Source organism: Nocardia sp. IFM 10818 (assembly GCF_054655275.1).
In genome coordinates, this window is record NZ_BAAHJH010000001.1 from 6,015,507 (window position 1) to 6,033,878 (window position 18,372).

General features: G+C 67.9%; 17 protein-coding genes. 11 read left to right on the top strand and 6 right to left on the bottom strand.

Going from position 1 to position 18,372, the window contains the following annotated elements; all coding sequences use genetic code 11:
* Positions 1-60 precede the first annotated feature (60 nt).
* The 9 genes from aceE to ACYQ5L_RS28075 all read left to right on the top strand — a co-directional run bounded on the left by aceE (position 61) and on the right by ACYQ5L_RS28075 (position 11,838).
* Positions 61-2,931 (top strand): pyruvate dehydrogenase (acetyl-transferring), homodimeric type, encoded by a 2,871-nt coding sequence (gene aceE, locus ACYQ5L_RS28035; RefSeq protein WP_459963567.1) that lies wholly within the window; start codon positions 61-63, stop codon positions 2,929-2,931.
* A 45-nt stretch (positions 2,932-2,976) separates the two neighbouring features.
* Positions 2,977-4,275, top strand: a complete 1,299-nt coding sequence (locus ACYQ5L_RS28040; RefSeq protein WP_379196374.1) for a PucR family transcriptional regulator — start codon at positions 2,977-2,979, stop codon at positions 4,273-4,275.
* A 128-nt stretch (positions 4,276-4,403) separates the two neighbouring features.
* Positions 4,404-5,318 carry an ACP S-malonyltransferase gene (locus ACYQ5L_RS28045; RefSeq protein WP_459961235.1) on the top strand — a complete coding sequence of 305 codons (915 nt, stop codon included), beginning with the start codon at positions 4,404-4,406 and terminating at the stop codon, positions 5,316-5,318.
* Between the two features lie 106 nt (positions 5,319-5,424).
* Positions 5,425-5,724 carry a meromycolate extension acyl carrier protein AcpM gene (gene acpM / locus ACYQ5L_RS28050; RefSeq protein ID WP_067541463.1) on the top strand — a complete coding sequence of 100 codons (300 nt, stop codon included), beginning with the start codon at positions 5,425-5,427 and terminating at the stop codon, positions 5,722-5,724.
* Positions 5,725-5,733: 9 nt separating this feature from the next.
* Complete coding sequence (locus tag ACYQ5L_RS28055; RefSeq protein ID WP_459961236.1) at positions 5,734-6,984, top strand: KasA/KasB family beta-ketoacyl-ACP synthase; 1,251 nt, start codon at positions 5,734-5,736, stop codon at positions 6,982-6,984.
* A 130-nt stretch (positions 6,985-7,114) separates the two neighbouring features.
* Positions 7,115-8,545: an acyl-CoA carboxylase subunit beta gene (locus ACYQ5L_RS28060; RefSeq protein WP_459961237.1), complete on the top strand. Its 1,431-nt coding sequence runs from the start codon at positions 7,115-7,117 to the stop codon at positions 8,543-8,545.
* A 190-nt stretch (positions 8,546-8,735) separates the two neighbouring features.
* Positions 8,736-8,924, top strand: coding sequence for a hypothetical protein (locus ACYQ5L_RS28065; RefSeq protein WP_459961238.1), 189 nt, complete (start codon positions 8,736-8,738; stop codon positions 8,922-8,924).
* Positions 8,925-8,992: 68 nt separating this feature from the next.
* Positions 8,993-10,756 carry a penicillin-binding transpeptidase domain-containing protein gene (locus tag ACYQ5L_RS28070; RefSeq protein WP_459961239.1) on the top strand — a complete coding sequence of 588 codons (1,764 nt, stop codon included), beginning with the start codon at positions 8,993-8,995 and terminating at the stop codon, positions 10,754-10,756.
* Between the two features lie 104 nt (positions 10,757-10,860).
* Positions 10,861-11,838, top strand: coding sequence for an esterase/lipase family protein (locus ACYQ5L_RS28075; RefSeq protein ID WP_459961240.1), 978 nt, complete (start codon positions 10,861-10,863; stop codon positions 11,836-11,838).
* A gap of 3 nt (positions 11,839-11,841) precedes the next feature.
* Here the strand turns inward: ACYQ5L_RS28075 and ACYQ5L_RS28080 are convergent, their stop codons facing one another.
* The 6 genes from ACYQ5L_RS28080 to ACYQ5L_RS28105 all read right to left on the bottom strand — a co-directional run bounded on the left by ACYQ5L_RS28080 (position 11,842) and on the right by ACYQ5L_RS28105 (position 16,174).
* Positions 11,842-12,255: a hypothetical protein gene (locus ACYQ5L_RS28080; protein WP_459961241.1), complete on the bottom strand. Its 414-nt coding sequence runs from the start codon at positions 12,253-12,255 to the stop codon at positions 11,842-11,844.
* A gap of 109 nt (positions 12,256-12,364) precedes the next feature.
* Entirely contained in the window at positions 12,365-12,898 is a 534-nt protein-coding gene (locus tag ACYQ5L_RS28085; protein ID WP_459961242.1) for a DUF3145 domain-containing protein, read from the bottom strand.
* A 119-nt stretch (positions 12,899-13,017) separates the two neighbouring features.
* Complete coding sequence (locus ACYQ5L_RS28090) at positions 13,018-13,830, bottom strand: serine hydrolase domain-containing protein (protein WP_459961243.1); 813 nt, start codon at positions 13,828-13,830, stop codon at positions 13,018-13,020.
* An 18-nt stretch (positions 13,831-13,848) separates the two neighbouring features.
* Positions 13,849-15,288, bottom strand: a complete 1,440-nt coding sequence (locus tag ACYQ5L_RS28095; RefSeq protein ID WP_459961244.1) for an amino acid permease — start codon at positions 15,286-15,288, stop codon at positions 13,849-13,851.
* Between the two features lie 103 nt (positions 15,289-15,391).
* The gene (locus ACYQ5L_RS28100; RefSeq protein WP_459961245.1) at positions 15,392-15,655 is read right to left on the bottom strand and encodes a hypothetical protein; all 264 of its coding nucleotides are present in this window, start codon (positions 15,653-15,655) and stop codon (positions 15,392-15,394) included.
* A gap of 108 nt (positions 15,656-15,763) precedes the next feature.
* Positions 15,764-16,174 carry a MerR family transcriptional regulator gene (locus ACYQ5L_RS28105; RefSeq protein WP_459961246.1) on the bottom strand — a complete coding sequence of 137 codons (411 nt, stop codon included), beginning with the start codon at positions 16,172-16,174 and terminating at the stop codon, positions 15,764-15,766.
* 45 nt (positions 16,175-16,219) lie between these two features.
* Here ACYQ5L_RS28105 and ACYQ5L_RS28110 point away from each other — a divergent pair, with 45 nt between their 5' ends.
* On the top strand, positions 16,220-17,008 hold the full coding sequence (locus ACYQ5L_RS28110) for an alpha/beta fold hydrolase (RefSeq protein ID WP_459961247.1): 789 nt from the start codon (positions 16,220-16,222) through the stop codon (positions 17,006-17,008).
* Between the two features lie 167 nt (positions 17,009-17,175).
* Entirely contained in the window at positions 17,176-18,366 is a 1,191-nt protein-coding gene (locus tag ACYQ5L_RS28115; protein ID WP_459961248.1) for a serine hydrolase domain-containing protein, read from the top strand.
* The last annotated feature ends 6 nt before the right edge of the window (positions 18,367-18,372 follow it).

Here is an 18,372-nt window from a genome sequence, read left to right on the forward strand (position 1 = left end):
GGTACTGACGCCATGATGTCCCACCCCTGTGTACGAGGAGCAAATGTCTTGACCGACCTGATGCACCCGATCTCTTCGTCGAGTCCCACAAACGGCCCGGCGCGCAAACCCCCGGCGGGGGGCCGGGTCCGAGTGATCCGCGAGGGGGTGGCGTCATACCTGCCGGACATCGATCCGGAGGAGACCAGCGAATGGCTGGACTCCTTCGACGAGATGCTCGACCGCGAGGGTCCGGGCCGCGCCCGCTACCTCATGCTGCGGCTATTGGAGCGCGCCGGGGAGCGCCGCGTGGCGATCCCCGCGCTGACCTCGACCGACTACGTCAACACCATCCCCACCGAGAACGAGCCCTGGTTCCCGGGCGACGAGGAGGTGGAGCGCCGCTTCCGCGCCTACATCCGCTGGAACGCCGCGGTCATGGTGCACCGCGCGCAGCGGCCCGGTATCGGTGTGGGCGGCCACATTTCGACCTACGCGTCCTCGGCGGCGCTGTACGAGGTCGGTTTCAACCACTTCTTCCGCGGCAAGGACCACCCGGGCGGCGGCGACCAGATCTTCATCCAGGGCCACGCCTCCCCCGGCATCTACGCCCGCGCGTTCCTCGAGGGACGCCTGTCCGAAGACCAGATGGACGGCTTCCGCCAGGAGTACTCGCACGGCGGGCCCGGCCACGGCCTGTCCTCCTACCCGCACCCGCGGCTGATGCCGGACTTCTGGGAATTCCCCACGGTCTCCATGGGTCTGGGCCCGATGAACGCCATCTACCAGGCGCGCTTCAACCACTACCTGCACGATCGCGGCATCAAGGACACCGCCGATCAGCACGTGTGGGCCTTCCTCGGCGACGGCGAGATGGACGAGCCGGAATCGCGCGGCCTCATCCAGGTCGCCGCCAACGAGGGCCTGGACAACCTGACCTTCGTCATCAACTGCAACCTGCAGCGCCTCGACGGCCCGGTGCGCGGCAACGGCAAGATCGTGCAGGAACTGGAGTCGTTCTTCCGCGGCGCCGGCTGGAATGTCATCAAGGTGGTGTGGGGCCGCGAATGGGACGCCCTGCTGCAGGCCGACCGCGACGGCGCGCTGGTGAACCTCATGAACACCACCCCCGACGGCGATTTCCAGACCTACAAGGCCAATGACGGCGCCTACGTCCGCGAGCACTTCTTCGGCCGCGACCCGCGCACCAAGGAACTGGTCAAGGGCCTGTCCGACGGCGATATCTGGAACCTCAAGCGCGGCGGCCACGACTACCGCAAGATCTACGCGGCCTACGCGGCGGCCATGGCGCACAAGGGCCAGCCGACGGTCATTCTCGCCAAGACCATCAAGGGCTACGGCCTGGGCAAGCACTTCGAGGCCCGCAATGCCACGCACCAGATGAAGAAGATGACCCTCGATGATCTGAAGGCGTTCCGCGACGTGCAGCGCATTCCGATCACCGATGCGGAGCTGGAGCGCGATCCGTACCTGCCCCCGTACTACCACCCCGGCCAGGACGCCCCGGAGATCCAGTACATGCTGGACCGCCGCAAGCAGCTGGGCGGTTTCCTGCCCGAGCGCCGCACCAAGGCCAAGCCGCTGCCGCTGCCGGGCGACGAGCCCTACCGATCCATCCGCAAGGGGTCGGGCAAGCAGTCCGTCGCCACCACCATGGCCTTCGTCCGCCTGATGAAGGAACTGCTGCGCGACAAGGAGATCGGCAAGCGCATCGTGCCGATCATCCCGGACGAGGCCCGCACCTTCGGTATGGACTCCTGGTTCCCGTCGCTGAAGATCTACAACCGCAACGGCCAGCTCTACACCTCGGTCGACGCGGAACTGATGCTCGCCTACAAGGAGTCGAGCGTCGGCCAGATCCTGCACGAGGGCATCAACGAGGCCGGTTCGACCTCGAGCTTCACCGCGGTCGGCACCTCCTACGCCACGCACGGCGAGCCGATGATCCCGCTCTACATCTTCTATTCGATGTTCGGCTTCCAGCGCACCGGCGACGGCATCTGGGCGGCCGCGGATCAGATGGCCCGCGGTTTCGTGCTCGGCGCCACCGCCGGCCGCACCACGCTGACCGGTGAGGGCCTGCAGCACAACGACGGTCATTCGCTGCTGCTGGCGTCCACCAACCCGGCGTGTGTGCCCTACGATCCGGCGTTCGCCTTCGAGATCGCCCACATCGTGCGCGACGGCCTGCGCCGCATGTACGGCGGCGGCGTGTCGAACGGCTATCAGGAGGCCCTGCCCGGCACCGATCCCGAGGCGCACTCGCAGCACCACGAGTTCGGCGGCGAGGACATCTTCTACTACATCACCCTCTACAACGAGCCGCAGCCGCAGCCGGCCGAGCCGGAGAACCTGGATGTGGAGGGCCTGCTCAGGGGCATCTACCTCTACAAGCCCGGCGCCGCCGGCGAGGTCCGCGCGCAGATCCTGGTCGCGGGCGTCACCATGCCCGACGGCCTGCGCGCCCAGCAGATGCTGGCCGAGGAGTGGGGCGTGCAGGCGGACGTGTGGTCGGTGACCTCGTGGGGCGAGCTCCGCAAGGAGGCCCTGGCCAAGGAGATCGCCAAACTGCGCCACCCGGAACAGGATCCGGGCCTGCCGTACGTCACGCAGGTGCTCTCGCAGGCGCAGGGCCCGTTCGTGGCCGCCTCGGACTGGATGCGCGCGGTGCCGGATCAGATCCGCCAGTGGGTCCCGGGCCGGTTCATCTCGCTGGGCACCGACGGGTTCGGCTTCTCCGACACGCGCCCCGCGGCGCGCCGGGTGTACAACGTGGACGCGGCCTCGATCGTGGTGGCCGCGCTGTCCGGTCTGGCCGCCGAAGGCAAGATCGACCAGGCCAAGGCCGCCGAGGCCGCCGCGAAGTACCGCATCGACGATGTGAACGCCGCACCGAAGGCGGCACCCGGTTCCGAGGGTGGCGACGCATAACGCACGATTAACACCGTGGAACGTAAACCGCCGAGGCCGCGCCGGATCAACGAAGGCTCCTCCGAACACGAGGTCTACCTCCCGACCGGCGCGCTCTCCCCGAACCGGCAGACCCGCGATCCGCTTCCCGACACGCTGCTCAAGCGGGTGAAGCAGTTCTCGGGCCGGCTGTCCACCGAGGCCGTGGCCTCGATGCAGGAGCGGTTGCCGTTCTTCGCCAATCTGGATGCCGCGCAACGCGCCGGCGTGCAGTTGCTGGTGCAGACGGCGGTGGTGAACTTCCTCGAGTGGTTGCAGGACCCGGAAAGCGATATCCGGTTCAGCCTGGACGCTTTCCAGGTCATCCCGGACGATCTGGCGCGGCGGCTGACGCTGCGCCAGACCGTCGACATGGTCCGGGTGGCCATGGAGTTCTTCGAACAGTGGCTACCGGCGCTGGCGCGCAACGACCGGCAGCTGGTGGCGCTCACCGAGGCGGTACTGCGATACGGGCGTGAGCTCGGTTTCGCGGCCGCCTCGGTGTACGCCAGCGCGGCGGAGTCCCGCGGCGCGTGGGACACCCGATTGGAGGCCCTCGTCGTCGACGCCGTGGTGCGCGGCGACACCGGCCCCGAAATGCTCTCCCGCGCGGCGACTCTCAACTGGGATGCCACCGCCCCCGCGACGGTCCTCGTCGGCACGCCCCCGAAGGATCAGGTGGCCGCCGTGGTCGGCTCGGTGCACGGCATCGCCGCCCGGCACGGCCGCAATGCCCTCGCCGTCGTGCAGGGCACCCGCCTGGTGATGGTCGTCAGCGGCCATCTCGGCGACACCATGTACCCCTCCCCCTTCCTGGCCGACCTGCTCGGCGAGGTCTTCTCCGACGGCCCCGTGGTCATCGGCCCCACGACGCGCACCCTGTCCGCCGCGCACATCAGCTCGGTGGAGGCCATGGCCGGTATGGAGGCGGTGGTGGGCTGGCGCGGCGCGCCACGCCCGGTGCACGCCTCGGAATTGCTACCCGAGCGAGCCCTGCTCGGCGATCGCGCCGCAGTGGAGGCTCTCAACGACAACATTGTGTTACCGTTGGCCGCCGCCGCGGACCTGTCCAATACCTTGGACGCCTATCTGGATTGCGGTGGAGCGGTCGAGACCTGCGCTCGGCAACTGTTCATCCATCCAAATACCGTGCGTTATCGGTTGAAGCGCGTGGCCGACATCACTGGTCGCGATCCGATGAATCCGCGCGATGCCTACGTGTTACGTATCGCCGCCACCATAGGCAGGCTGACACGAACCCGTAACGAATCACCTACTCCTACCTCAGAGATCCCAGTTGTCACAGATCCGAAAGAGGGGATGTAACGCGTCCACCGAATCGGACGATCGGCGCAACTCACCTCCCCTTTTGTGGACACCCCACAAAAGACCTCCGGAAGCTTCATTCGTGCCGACATCTCTGGAGACCGGCCTCACAGTGTTCTCTTAGAGGCGTGATCGCATTGCTCGCCCCTGGACAGGGCTCTCAGACACCCGGCATGCTCACCCCCTGGCTCGAACTTCCCGGCGCTGCCGATCGCATCGCGCTGTGGTCGAAGGCCTCGGGGCTGGACCTGCTGCGGTTGGGCACCACTGCGACCGCTGAAGAGATCACCGATACTGCGGTTACCCAACCGCTGGTCGTCGCGGCTGCCCTGCTTGCTTTCGCGGAAATCCCGCAGGAATCGCTTCCCGCGGACACCATCGTCGCCGGTCATTCGGTCGGCGAACTCGCCGCTGCCGCCGTCGCCGGAGTCATCTCCGCCGACGACGCCGTGGCCCTGGCCGCCCTCCGCGGTGCGGAGATGGCCAAAGCGTGCGCACTCGAGCCGACCGGCATGTCGGCGGTGCTCGGCGGCGACGAAACCGTCGTGCTCGCCCGGCTCGAGGAACTCGGCCTGATCCCGGCCAACCGCAATGCGGTGGGTCAGATCGTGGCAGCGGGTAAGCTCGGGGCGCTCGAAGAACTCGCGGCCAACCCGCCCGAGAAGGCTCGCGTTCGAGCGCTGCCGGTCGCCGGCGCCTTCCACACCGCGTTCATGGCTCCGGCCCAGGACGCTGTCACGGAGGCAATTTCCAAGATCGTGCCCGGCGAGCCGACGCGAGTGCTGCTGTCGAACTTCGACGGCCAGCCGGTCGCCTCCGGCCAGGATGCGATCGACAAGCTCGCCGCGCAGGTCACCCGCCCCGTGCGCTGGGACCTGTGCACCGAGACGATCCGCGCGGCAGGCGTTTCCGCGGTGGCAGAACTGCCGCCGGCGGGCACCCTGGTCGGCATCGCCAAGCGGGAGCTCAAGGGCACCCCGAACCTGGCGCTGAAGACACCCGCGGACCTCCCCGCGCTGGCAGAACTCACAGCCGCGGACTAGCTTGACTCGCGGTCTGCTCCACCAACGGCGATGGGGCGCGTAGACCGCGGCAGGAAATCAACACCCCACATCCCCACTACACGAAGACAAGAAGGGAGCCACCACAGTGGCCGCTCTGACCCAGGAACAGATCGTCGAAGAGCTCGGCAAGATCATCGAAGAGGTGACCGGCATCGAGCCCTCCGAGGTGACCATCGAGAAGTCCTTCGTCGACGACCTGGACATCGACTCGCTGTCGATGGTCGAGATCGCCGTTCAGACCGAGGACAAGTACGGCGTCAAGATCCCCGACGAGGACCTGGCGAGCCTGAAGACCGTCGGCGACGCGGTGGCCTACATCCAGAAGCTCGAGGCCGAGAACGCGGACGCGGCCGAGGAGCTCAAGGCCAAGTTCGGCGACAAGTAAGGCCGACACGTGACCACTCCTTCCACCTTGAATGGGAACTTCCCCAACGTCGTCGTAACGAGCATGGCGGCGACCACGTCGATCGCCGGTGACGTCGATGCGACGTGGAAGGGCCTGCTCAACGGCGAGAGCGGGATCGACGTCCTCGAGGACGACTTCATCGAGGAGTACAACCTTCCGGTTCGGATCGGCGGGCACCTGAAGGTGTCGCCGGACACGCTGCTGGATCGCGTCGAGATCCGCCGCATGGCTTATGTCGAGCGGCTCGCCATGGTCCTCGGTCGTGAGGTCTGGAAGAACGCCGGCTCCCCGGAGGTCGACCCGCTGCGGCTGGGTGTGGCCATCGGCACCGGTCTCGGTGGCGGCGATGCCCTCATCGATTCGGTCGACAAGCTGAAGAACGGCGGCTATCGCAAGATCTCGCCGCTGGCTGTTCAGATGGTCATGCCGAACGGTCCTTCGGCGGTCGTCGGTCTCGAGCTCAAGGCGCGGGCGGGAGTGATCACTCCGGTCTCGGCGTGCTCGTCGGGTTCGGAGGCCATCGCCAATGCGTGGCGGATGATCGTCATGGGTGACGCCGATATGGTCGTCACCGGTGGCGTCGAGGGCTTCATCGACTCGGTGCCGATCGCCGCGTTCTCGATGATGCGCGCCATGAGCACCCGCAATGACGATCCGAAGGGCGCCTCGCGTCCGTTCGACAAGGATCGCGACGGCTTCGTCTTCGGCGAGGCGGGTGCGCTCATGGTCATCGAGACCGAGGAACACGCCAAGGCACGTGGCGCCACCATCCACGCCCGTCTGCTGGGCGCGGGTATCACCTCCGACGGCTTCCACCTGGTGGCGCCGGATCCGGAGGGCAGCGGTGCGGCACGCGCCATGCAGCGCGCGATGCAGACCGCGGGTCTGTCCGCCAAGGACATCACCCACGTCAACGCGCACGCGACTGCCACCCCCATCGGTGACACCGCGGAGAAGAACGCGATTCACAAGGCCGGCGTCCAGCACGCCTCGGTCTACGCGCCCAAGTCCGCCCTGGGCCACTCGATCGGCGCCGTCGGCGCGCTCGAGTCGGTGCTCACGGTCCTCAGCATCCGGGACGGCATCGTCCCGCCGACGCTGAACCTGGACAACCAGGATCCGGAGATCGACCTGGATGTCGTGCACGGCGAGGCTCGCCGCCAGGACATCGAGTACGCGATCAACAACTCCTTCGGTTTCGGTGGGCACAATGTCGCGCTCGCCTTCGGCCGGTACTGACACCAGATCCGGTCAGTAAGACAAGCGGTCCCGGCGGGGGCTCGGATGGCGATCCCGCACCGAGTTCCCCGCCGGGACTTTGACATTCGCAGCCGCTTTCCGCGACCGCACTTCTCACCAGGAGTTTGCGATGACCATCATGGCTCCCGCGCATGCCGATACCGCCACCGATCCCCGTGACCCGCTGGGCCGGTTGCAGCGCTTCTTCGATCCCGGCACCGTGCTCCCGCTGCATCCCCGCGACAAGTCCGGCGTGCTCGCCGCCATCGGCGAGGTCGACGGCGTGCGCACCGTCGCCTACTGCTCCGATGCGACCGTGATGGGCGGCGCCATGGGCGTCGAGGGCTGCAAGCACATCGTCGATGCCATCGATACGGCCATCGAGTCCAAGATTCCCGTTGTGGGACTGTGGCATTCGGGCGGCGCCCGCCTCGCCGAGGGTGTGGAGGCGCTGCACGCGGTCGGACTGGTCTTCGAGGCCATGGTCCGCGCCTCCGGTCAGGTCCCCCAGATTTCGGTGGTGCTCGGCTTCGCGGCCGGCGGCGCCGCCTACGGTCCCGCGCTGACCGATATCGTGATCATGGCCCCCGAGGGCCGTATCTTCGTCACCGGCCCGGACGTGGTCCGCAGCGTCACCGGTGAGAACGTGGATATGGCGACGCTGGGCGGGCCGGTCACCCACGGCAAGAAGTCCGGCGTGTGCCATATCGTCGCCGATGACGAGGCCGATGCCATGCACCGCGGGCGGCGGCTGGTGTCGATGTTCGCCGAGCAGGGCGAATTCGATTTGGCCGCGGCGGCGCACGGCGATGTCGACCTCAAGGCCATGCTGCCGGAGTCGGCCAAGCGCGCCTACGACGTGAAGCCGATCATTCACGAACTGCTCGACAATGTCGGCGAGGAAAGCTCTTTCGAGGAACTGCAGGGCGGGTACGCCCGCTCCATCGTCACCGGCCTGGGTCGTCTGGGCGGGCGCACCGTGGGCGTGCTGGCCAACAACCCGATTCGCCTCGGCGGCTGCCTGAACTCCGAAAGCGCCGAGAAGGCAGCGCGTTTCGTGCGGCTGTGCAATGCCTTCGGCATTCCGATGATCGTGGTCACCGACGTGCCGGGCTATCTGCCCGGCGTGAGCATGGAATGGGAGGGTGTGGTGCGCCGCGGCGCGAAGCTGCTGCACGCCTTCGCCGAGGCCCGCGTGCCGCGGGTGACCCTGGTGACCCGCAAGATCTACGGCGGCGCCTACATCGCCATGAACGCCCGCGCGCTGGGCGCGACGGCCGTATACGCCTGGCCGGGCTCCGAGGTCGCCGTCATGGGCGCCAAGGCCGCCGTCGGCATCCTGCACAAGAAGGCCATCGCCGCCGCGCCGGAGGAGGAGCGCGAGGCGTTGATCGAGCGGCTGACCGAGGAGCACGAGCGGATCGCCGGCGGTGTGGAACGCGCCATCGCCATCGGTGTCGTGGACGAGGTCATCGACCCGGCCAAGACCCGCTCCACCATTGCCGCAGCGCTGGCCGCGGCCCCGGCCCGGCCCCAGCACAACAAGAACATTCCGCTGTAAGCAGTACGAACAGGGAACGCGGGCGGTCTCGCCGTTGAGACTGCCCGCGTTCTTGAAGGTGGAGTACCCAATCCGGCGGCGACTATGCACGCATCCCGCCGAGTGGGACGGCGGGCGGGTATATGGATTTGGTTGCCGTGGGCAACAACGTGGACATCGTGGCTTCACATGCCGCTTCTAGCGTTCCGGCATGTCCGAAACACTCGAGAAGCCCACGGAATCGGCTCCGGTGCGCCCGCCCTGGTATCGCTCCCTGTTCGCGCAACTCGCGGTGGCGGTGGTCGCCGGGATCCTGGTCGGCGAGCGGGTCGAACCTCTCGACGATCCGGATCCGATGTCGGATGCCGCCACCCGGCCGGCGGTACCCGAGTCGGCATGATGCTCGGTGCATCATTCGGCCGAGCGCGTCTGCCTGCTAATACGTGAAGGGTTGGTAGGGTCGCGACGGTGCGTACCCCCACCAGGATTGTCACCCTGCTCGCGGTGCCCGCATTGGCACTGGCCGCCTGTTCCTCGGGCCCGGAGCAGCCGGAGACGGTCGCCCGGCAGTTCGCCGAGGCGTTGAACGCCGATGATGTCGCGGCCGCGGCGGCGCTGACCGATGATCCGAACGCCGCCTCGACCGCGCTCGGCGGGCTCTACGACGGGCTGGGCCACGAGGTGCGCTTCGAGGTGCGCGAGTCCGGGAAGGACGGCGACAAAGGCACTTTCGATCTCACCGCCACCTGGAAGCTCGGGACCGGCGGCGAGCACGAGTGGTCCTACACCACCTCCGGCACCGCGGCCGAGTCCGACGGCTGGAAAGTGCACTGGGATCCGGCCACCGTCGCACCCGGCCTGGATCAGGGTCCGCTGTCCTACGGCCCCTCCTATCCGCAACAGCCCGCCCGGGTACTCGACTCGACGGGCGGCGAGCTCATGGCCCAGCAGGTCGTCACCCTCGTGCAACTCGCGCCCGGTGCGGACACCGGCGCGGTAGCGAGCCTGCTCGGCCCCATCGCCCCCGGCATTACCGCCGCCTCCCTGCAATCGGAACAGGACGGCGCACAGGGGAAGCCGATTACCGCGATCACCCTGCGCCCCGCCGATCTGGCCCCGATCGAAGCGCAACTCGCGGCCCTGCCGAATGTCACCCTGGCGCCGCAGACCCGGCTGCTGACCACCGACAAGTCGCTCGCCTCGCCGACGCTCTCGGGCCTCGCCGAGCTATGGCAGCAGAACACCGACGCCGCCGCCGGCTGGGCGGTGCGGGCGAAGACCGCGGATGGCAGCACCGTCCGTATCGCCGGACAGGATCCCAAGGCGACCACGGACATTCGGACCACGCTCGACCTCGCTCTCCAACAGGCCGCCGAATCCGCCCTCGCCCCGGTCGCGCAGCCCGCCGCGATCGTCGCCGTGCAGCCCTCCACCGGCAATGTGCTTGCCATGGCCCAGAATTCGGCCGCCGACGCGCAAGGCCCGATCGCGCTGACCGGGCTCTACCCGCCGGGCTCGACCTTCAAGACGGTGACCGTCTCCGCCGCGCTGCAAGCGGGCATCGTCACCCCGGATACCGTCGTCCCCTGCCCCGGCAGCGCGAATATCGAAGGCCGCCGCATCCCCAACGACAATAACTTCGACCTCGGCCAGGTCCCGCTGCACACCGCCTTCGCCCAGTCCTGCAACACCACCATGGGTCAGCTCGCGGTGCAGCTGCCCGCGGACGGGCTCACCAATGCTGCGGCCCAGCTGGGCCTCGGAATCGATTACGTCACACCCGGACTCACCACCGTCACCGGGAAGGTGCCGCCCGCCGAGACCCCGGCCGAACGCGTGGAAGCCGGGATCGGGCAGGGCAAGGTCACCGCGACGCCCTTCGGCATGGCGCTCGTCGCCGCCTCCATCGCGCATGGTTCCGTGCCCGCTCCGGCCATTGTCGCCGGGCAGCCCGGCACCCCGGACCGCGTACCAGCGGCACTGCCCGCGGGCATTGCCGAGCAGATCAAAACCATGATGCGCGAGACGATTACCGGCGGCACCGCCACGGCCCTGCGCGATATCCCGGGCTTGCTGGGCAAGACCGGCACCGCCGAGTACATCGACGACAAACATGCGCACGGCTGGTTCGTCGGCATCGACGGCGATCTCGCGTTCGCCGTATTCATCAGCGACGCCGGCAGTTCCGGTCCGGCGGTGGAGGCTGCGGGTCGAATGCTGCGCGCCCGCTAGCCGGGCGTTCATCACGCCGGCTTGGTCGGACGCACACATTCTCGAATCGTGTTCCGGCGTACGGCCATAGAGTGAGTGGTGCGCGTCACCCTACTTTAGATACCATGCGCTCTCTAACTTTATGGCTGACGCCGGTGCTCGTCATCCTGGCCGCGCTCGGGTACGGTCCGGCCCGCGCGGCGGCGGAACCCGCACCGCCCCATCATGTTCCATGGGGTCCGGTGGAGAATCTGGCCGGGATCCTGCCGCATGTGATCGACTTTCGCGGCACGCCCCCGGGGGCCAACGATTGGAACTGCAAACCCGGTGCGGCACACCCGGAACCGGTGGTGCTGATCTCGGGCACCAGCGGCGGGCCCGCGCAGAACTACCGGTACATCTCACCCTTGCTGGCCAACAACGGGTATTGCGTGTTCACGCTGACCTACGGCATCGATCCGAGCACGGTCGCGGGGATGCTCGGCGGGTTGTCGCTACCCGGGCATGCCGATATGCGCGCGGTGGCGGCGAACGAGCTGGCGCCGTTCATCGATCGCGTGCTCGCGGCCACCGGGGCCGAGCGGGTCGATCTCATCGGCCACTCCCAGGGGACGGTGATGCCGCGTTGGTACATCAATGTGCTGGGCGGGCATGCCAAGGTCGCCAAGTCCGTCAACATCACACCGCTGTGGAACGGCTCCACCCTGCTCGGGCTGAATCACCTGTACCACGCGCTGAACGGCATCGGACTGGGACCGGTGACCGATGCCGTCGTCGGGGTCTTCAGCAAGTCCGTGCTCGACTTCCTGTCCGGCTCCGACTATTTGAACACCGTCAATGCCGGCGACCCGTTCCCGGCGAGCATCGAGTACACCAACATCATGACCCGCTATGACGAGGCGGTCATCCCCTACACCAGCGGCATGGCGCCGCCCGCGCCGAACATCACCAATATCGTGGTCCAGGACGCCTGTCCCGCCGACTTCAGCGAGCACATCTTCATGGCCGCCGATCCGATTGTCGGACAGCACATTCTGAACGCGCTCGATCCGGCGCACGCGGAGCCGATCGACTGCGCCGGGGTGCCGCGCAACAGCGGCTAGCCGTCAGGAGATGAGGCGGACCTTGTCCTGGGATTCGTTCTGGCTGGCGCACTGCTGGAAGGGGTTGGGATCGCCCTGGCGTTCGCCGCAGACCCAGCGGATATTGTCGACGGTGACGGGGATATCGCCCTCGGGCTGCTGGTTGCGAGCCTCCGCGTAGGCGTTGACCACGGCCAGGGCGGTGGGGCAGAAGTCGGGGCCCTTGGTGGTGAACGCGACTACAGCGAGGCCGAAGGGGCCGGTGCCGCAGTGGACCGGATCGCCGAGGGTGGGAGTGTCGTCGGCGCGCACGGTGGTGCTGGGTGCGGGGGTGGTGTGGCCCTCGCGGGAGTCGGCATCGTCGGAGCAGGCCGCCAGGGTCAGGGCGAGCGCGCCGGCGGCGATCAGGGTGAGTGGACTACTGGTCCACCGCTTCAAGGGAAACTCCTTTCGTGGCAACCGGTTCGAGACCATCCGGGGTGGAGCGGCTCGGCGCGCTCGATTCGTGCGGGGTCACACAGCGGGGCAGGTCGCCGCGGCCGCCGGATCAGCCGACGTCGCGGCGCAGCCAGGTGATCTCGGCGCCTTCGCCGCCGAGGCGGTAGGGCTCGAGGGCATCATCCCAGGCGGTGCCGAGGGCGCGGTCGATTTCGGCGGCGATGTCGGAGGCGGAGTGGCGACCCTGAGCGCGGGCCGATTCGACAATGGCGCGCAGGCGCATCTCGCCGACCATGACATCGCCATTGGCGCTCATGGCGCCGTTCCAGAGACCGAGGCCGGGGACGAAGCTATAGCGTTCGCCGTCCACGCCTTCACTGGGGTCCTCGGTGACCTCGAAGTAGAGCACGGGCCAATCTCGCAATGCCTTGGCTAACCGGCCCCCAGTACCGACCGGACCGTACCAATCGGTGGTGGCACGCAGACTTCCCGAGGATGCGGACTGCGCGGTCCAGCGGAGTTTGGCGGGCGCCTTGAGCGTCGAGGTGAGCGCCCATTCGATATGCGGGCACAGCGCGGCCGGCGACGCATGAATGTAGACGACTCCAGACGTCGCCTCGGCGAACTGACTAGACGCGCGCACCACTGACACCTCCGGCTTCGACGAGGGACGTCTTCCCCAACGACCCCGAGAGCCGGCGTTGCCCGAGTTTACTGGAGTGCCCGGAGTTACGAGTGTTACTTCTTGGACGTGTCGGAGTTCTACGCAAACTCCGCGATCACGGCATCGCTGAGGGTCGGCCACGCCATCCGCGCCCAGTCACCGAAATTTTCGTCCGCCAGCGCCAGACACGCCATGCCGACGTCCGGGTCAACCCACAGAAAAGTACCGGATTGTCCGAAATGGCCATATGTTCCGGGCGAGTTCGAACCGCCCGTCCAGTGCGGCAATTTGTGATCGCGGATTTCGAAGCCCAGGCCCCAGTCGTTGGGACGCTGCGACCCGTAGCCCGGGAGCACGCCATTGCGATCCGGGAATTGCACTGTGGATGCTTCGGCGAGCAATTCCGCACTCACGATCTCGGGATTCAGCAATTCGACAGCGAACCGCAGCATGTCTGCGACCGAGGAGCGTGCGGCGTGTCCGGCGGACCCCGAGAGCGCCGAGGAGTTCATGCCGAGCGGCTCGAAGACGGCCTCGTGCAGATAGCGGGCGAACGGGATCCCGGTCTGCGCGGCCACGAAGTCGGCCAGCACCTCGAAGCCGGCGCTCGAGTAGATCCGTCGCGCGCCCGGTTCGGCCAGCACCTCGGTGGTGTCGAAGGCCAGGCCGGAGGTGTGCGCCAGCAGATGCCGCACGGTGGAGCCGGGCGGACCGGCAGGCTGGTCGAGTTCGACCGCGCCCTCCTCGACGGCGACCAGAACCGCGTACGCCACAAGGGGTTTGGTCACCGACGCGAGCCGGAACACCCGATCGAGATCACCCTCGGAGTCGACCACTCCCCTGTCCTTGACCGCGACACCCGCCGCCGCATGTCGAACCGGCCACCGTTGAATCTGCTCCAGCGCTCGCACACCAAGAGCCTACGAGCTTTATGGGAGGGGTTCGGGGACGGGGGGTTCGGAGCGGGCGGGCTTGTTCAGGGCGGAGCGGCGGCGGCCGTAGGTGAAGTAGACGACCAGGCCGACGGCCGACCAGAGGGTGAAGGCCAGCCAGGTCACGCCGGGCAGGTGAGCCAGCAGCCAGACGCACATGGCGACGCCGAGCACCGGGACCAGCGGGACCAGGGTGCGGAAGGTGCGGGGCAGATCCGGCTTGGTGCGGCGCAGCACCAGGACGCCGATATTCACCAGGGCGAAGGAGACCAGGGTGCCGATATTGGTGGCGTTCACCAGTTCACCCAGCGGGACCAGCGCCGAGAGGACGGCGACCACGCCGCCGACGACGAGCGTGTTGATGGTCGGCACCCGCTTGGCGCCGACGCGCGAGAGCACCTTCGGCATGAGCCCGTCGCGGGACATCGCCACCAGGATGCGGGTCTGGCCGTAGAGCACGGTCAGCACCACCGACGCGATGGCGATCACCGCGCCCGCAGCGAGAATGGTGGCGGGCCAACCCTTTCCGGTCACCTGCTCGAGAACGGTGGCCAGCGAGGCGCCCGAGCTGCTCACATCGTCCACGCCGACCGCCGCGACCGCGGTCAGCGCCACCAGCACGTATACCAGCGTGACGATGCCCAGCGAGATGATGATGGCGCGCGGCAGATCCCGCTGCGGATTCTTGGCTTCCTCACCCGCGGTCGACGCGGCATCGAAGCCGATGAACGAGAAGAACACCATCGACGCGGCCGCCCCGATACCCGCGACACCCGCGGGCGCGAACGGCTGCAGGTTATCGGAGTGGAAGGCGGTCACGGCCACAACCACGAAGAAGATCAACACCGAGATCTTGATGAGCGTCGTGATGGTCGTGACCCGCGCGCTCTCCCGCACGCCCTCCAACAGCACCGCGGTGGCAATGAGCACGACGACCGCCGCGGGCAGATCGATGATGCCGCCCTCGCTGGGCGCGGCCGACAGCGCTTCAGGAATCCGCCACCCGATCGTCGAACCGAGGAACTCGTTCAAATACGAGCCCCACCCGACGGCGACCGCCGCCACCGAAACGCCGTACTCCAGCAGCAGGCACCATCCACAGACCCAGGCGACAATCTCGCCCAACGTCGCATAGGTATAGGAGTAAGCCGACCCCGACACCGGCACCGCGCTGGCGAGCTCCGCATACGACAGCGCCGAGAACAACGCCGCCAACGCCGCGATCGCGAACGAGATCACCACCGCCGGCCCGGCCAGCGGCGCGGCCTCCCCCAGCACCACGAAAATTCCCGTCCCCAGCGTCGCCCCCACCGACAACGCGATCAGCGGAACCAGCCCCATACTCCGGCGCAATGCGCTGTGCTCCCCATCCGAGGCGAGCTGCTCAACAGGCTTCGTCCGCAGCAATGACGCGGTAATCCGATTCAGTCCCGGCACGTACGGCCACGCTACCTGGTCAAACCCCGCAAACCCGCACAGGGTCCACGTGTCCCCCACCCGTCAGCTACCCAACGGCACCGACTTCACCCACCCGGCGACTTCAACCGCCCTCATCCTCCTCATCGTCCTCGCAAACCTCGGTCGGCTTCGGATCCACTTCCGCGAGGTAGACGTAAGTAATGCCGTAATACAACCCGACCAGCACAAGAGCCACTACCAGCCAAGTCAGCAGCACCGCCGTGGACCCGCCGCCCCCTTCCCGCACAGACGCGGCGATCGAATACGGAACAATCACCAGCACCACAAGCCAGCAGATGGTGAAGACCACGAACCCCGGCCCCGCAGGCGGCTCACGCTCAGCCATGCCCGAATTGTCCGCCTGCCACGGGTTTCCGGCCACAGCCGCAGCTTCGCCACCGCCCGGCAGGCGCGAGACCGCTGCCCACGGGTTCGTATCGGGGCTCGCGAGCGATTACGCGTCCGCGGCGAGTTCGGGGTGGATGGCCGGTTCGGGGTTGACAGGGTTGGCGAGGAGGGATTCTCGGTGGCGGGCGAGGAGGGTGTGGCGGCGGGTGAGGTTCTCGATCTGGGATTCGAGGTGGGACAGGCCGTCGGCGACCACTTTTCGGGAGTGGGCGCAATGCTGGTAGCCGGTGTCGGTGGCGCACGGGAGGAGTTCGCGGATGGCGCGGGTGGGGAGACCCGCCTCGAGGAGGTCGCGGATGCGGGTGACGGTGGCGGGGGCGGAATCGTCGTAGGTGCGGTAGCCGTTGGAGTCGCGGTGCGGGACAAGGAGTCCCTGTTCCTCGTAGTAGCGGAGGAGGCGGGCGGGGACGCCGGTTCGCTGGGACAGCTCGCCGATCAGCACTGTGACCTCCCGCACATCGAATTGACCTTCACACCCATGTGAATCCCTAACGTCGGCGGCATGACGAACATTTCAGCACCGGCCCCCGTCCTCACCACCAGCGTCACCGGCTCCGGCCCGGCGATCGTGCTCGCGCACGGCGCCGGCGGCGGCATCGCGGCCAACTTCGGATCGCTGATTCCGGTGCTGGCGCCGCAGCACACCGTGATCGGGTCCGACTACCCCGCGGATGACACACCACTCGAACTGGATTCGCTCGCCGATGCTCTGGTGGCCGAGGCGGTGGCGGCGGGAGCCGAGGAGTTCACGATCATCGGCTATTCGCTCGGAACCGCGGTGGCCGTGCGCGCCGCGGTACGGCATCCGGACCGGGTGCGCGGGCTGGTGCTCACCGCCGGCTTCGCGCGAGCGGACAATCGGGCGCGCGCCAATGTGGAGCTGTGGCAGCGATTGCTGGCCACCGGTGATCGGGAACTGTTCGCCCGCGTCGCCCTGCTCGCCGGATTCAGCGCGGACTTCGTGAATGCGATTCCGGCCGACCAGCTTCCCGGCCTGCTCGACCAGATGGCCGCCGATGTCCCGGGCGGCACCGCCGCCCAGGCAGCCCTGGTCGCCGCGGTCGACATCACCGCGGACCTCCCCCACGTCGCGGTTCCAACCCTCGTCATCGGCCTGTCCGGAGACCTCCTCGTCGACCCCGCCGGCGCGCGCGAGCAAGCGGCCGCCATCCCCGGCGCCGAGTACCTCGAACTCCCCGGCGGCCATGTGGTGATGATCGAGCAGCCGGACCGCTGGCATGCCGCCATCCTCGAATTCCTGGCGCAATACCCGGCCACCGCGGCAGCCTGATCACCACGCGAAGCAGCCCGACCCCGAGCGGCACGGCTCGTCCATAGGGCGACGCAGCCCGATCAGCAGGCGATCCAGGCCCGACCGGCGAGATGGCATTCGGTGGGCGTGGGGGCGGTCGTCGCTGGGGTGGCATTGCTCGGTGGGGTCGATACGATCTGGGCATCATGAGTGCGCATGTTGAGATCCACGGCGAGGTGGAGTCCGGGTTCGGGCCGGTGGCTGATGCTTTTCGCCGGAACTTCTCCCAGCATGGGGAGATCGGGGCGGCGGTGGCCGTGTACGACGGGGATCGGCCGGTGGTGGATCTGTGGGCGGGGTATCGCGACCGGAGGCGGACGAAGGCTTGGGAGCGGGACACCATGGCTCCGGTGTGGTCGTCTACCAAGGGGATGACCGGGTTCGTGGTGGCGGCGACGGTGTCGCGGGGGTTGCTGGAGTACGAGGCGCCGGTGGTGAAGTATTGGCCGGAGTTCGGGGCGCATGGGAAAGAGTCGATTACCGTGCGACAGCTGCTGGATCATCAGGCGGGGCTGGCGGCGCTGGATCGGCCGGTGCGGTTGCAGGATATGGGGGATCTGGATGGGCTGGCGAGGATTCTCGCTGATCAGAAACCGTTGTGGCGGCCGGGGACTCGGCAGGGGTATCACCCGATTACGGCGGGGCTGTATCACGGGGAGTTGATCCGGCGGGTCGATCCGGAGCATCGGACGCTGGGGCGGGTATTCGCGGAGGATTTCGCGGGGCCGCTGGGGCTGGACTTCTATATCGGCCTGCCCGAGGAGATCTCGATGGACCGGGTCGCGGAGCTGTCGGCGACCGAGGGACTGGATGTGCTGCGGTATGAGCGGGATCTGCCGGTGCGCATCGGGATTCAGTTGTTCGCCAAGCGCGGGCTGTCGTTCCAGGCGCTGAACAGCCCGCAGGTCGGTGCGCCGGCGCGGGCGGCCCGGCGCGAATTCCTGGCCGTGGAGAGCCCGGCGGCCGGTGGTGTGGGTACGGCGCGTGCGCTGGCGCGGGTCTATGGCGCGGCCGCCGGAGCGACCGGTGAGCTGCCGGTCGACCGGGATGTGCTGGAGCGCTTGGCGTCCGCCGAGACCGCCGATGACGTTCCGGCCGAGGATCTGGTGCTGCTCACGCCCAGCCGCTACCACCTGGGTTTCCGGAAGTCGCGGGGCAGTTTCCGTTTCGGCTCGGACAAGCGCGCCTACGGCACCACCGGCTACGGCGGATCGTTCGGATTCGCGGACCCGGCAACGGGTCTGGGCTTCGGATATGTCATGAACCGGCTCGGCATGGCCGTGCTGGACGATGTCCGCTCCCGCAATCTGCGCGCCGCCCTGCTGCTCTGCCGTTGAGCCGAT

What these genes read in the sequence shown, in the direction of transcription:
- aceE (WP_459963567.1), top strand. Translation starts at nt 61, where the DNA reads ATGCACCCGATCTCTTCGTCGAGTCCCACAAACGGCCCGGCGCGCAAA.
- ACYQ5L_RS28060 (WP_459961237.1), top strand. Translation starts at nt 7,115, where the DNA reads ATGACCATCATGGCTCCCGCGCATGCCGATACCGCCACCGATCCCCGT.
- ACYQ5L_RS28065 (WP_459961238.1), top strand. Translation starts at nt 8,736, where the DNA reads ATGTCCGAAACACTCGAGAAGCCCACGGAATCGGCTCCGGTGCGCCCG.
- ACYQ5L_RS28075 (WP_459961240.1), top strand. Translation starts at nt 10,861, where the DNA reads ATGCGCTCTCTAACTTTATGGCTGACGCCGGTGCTCGTCATCCTGGCC.
- ACYQ5L_RS28100 (WP_459961245.1), bottom strand. Translation starts at nt 15,655, where the DNA reads ATGGCTGAGCGTGAGCCGCCTGCGGGGCCGGGGTTCGTGGTCTTCACC.
- ACYQ5L_RS28110 (WP_459961247.1), top strand. Translation starts at nt 16,220, where the DNA reads ATGACGAACATTTCAGCACCGGCCCCCGTCCTCACCACCAGCGTCACC.
- ACYQ5L_RS28115 (WP_459961248.1), top strand. Translation starts at nt 17,176, where the DNA reads ATGAGTGCGCATGTTGAGATCCACGGCGAGGTGGAGTCCGGGTTCGGG.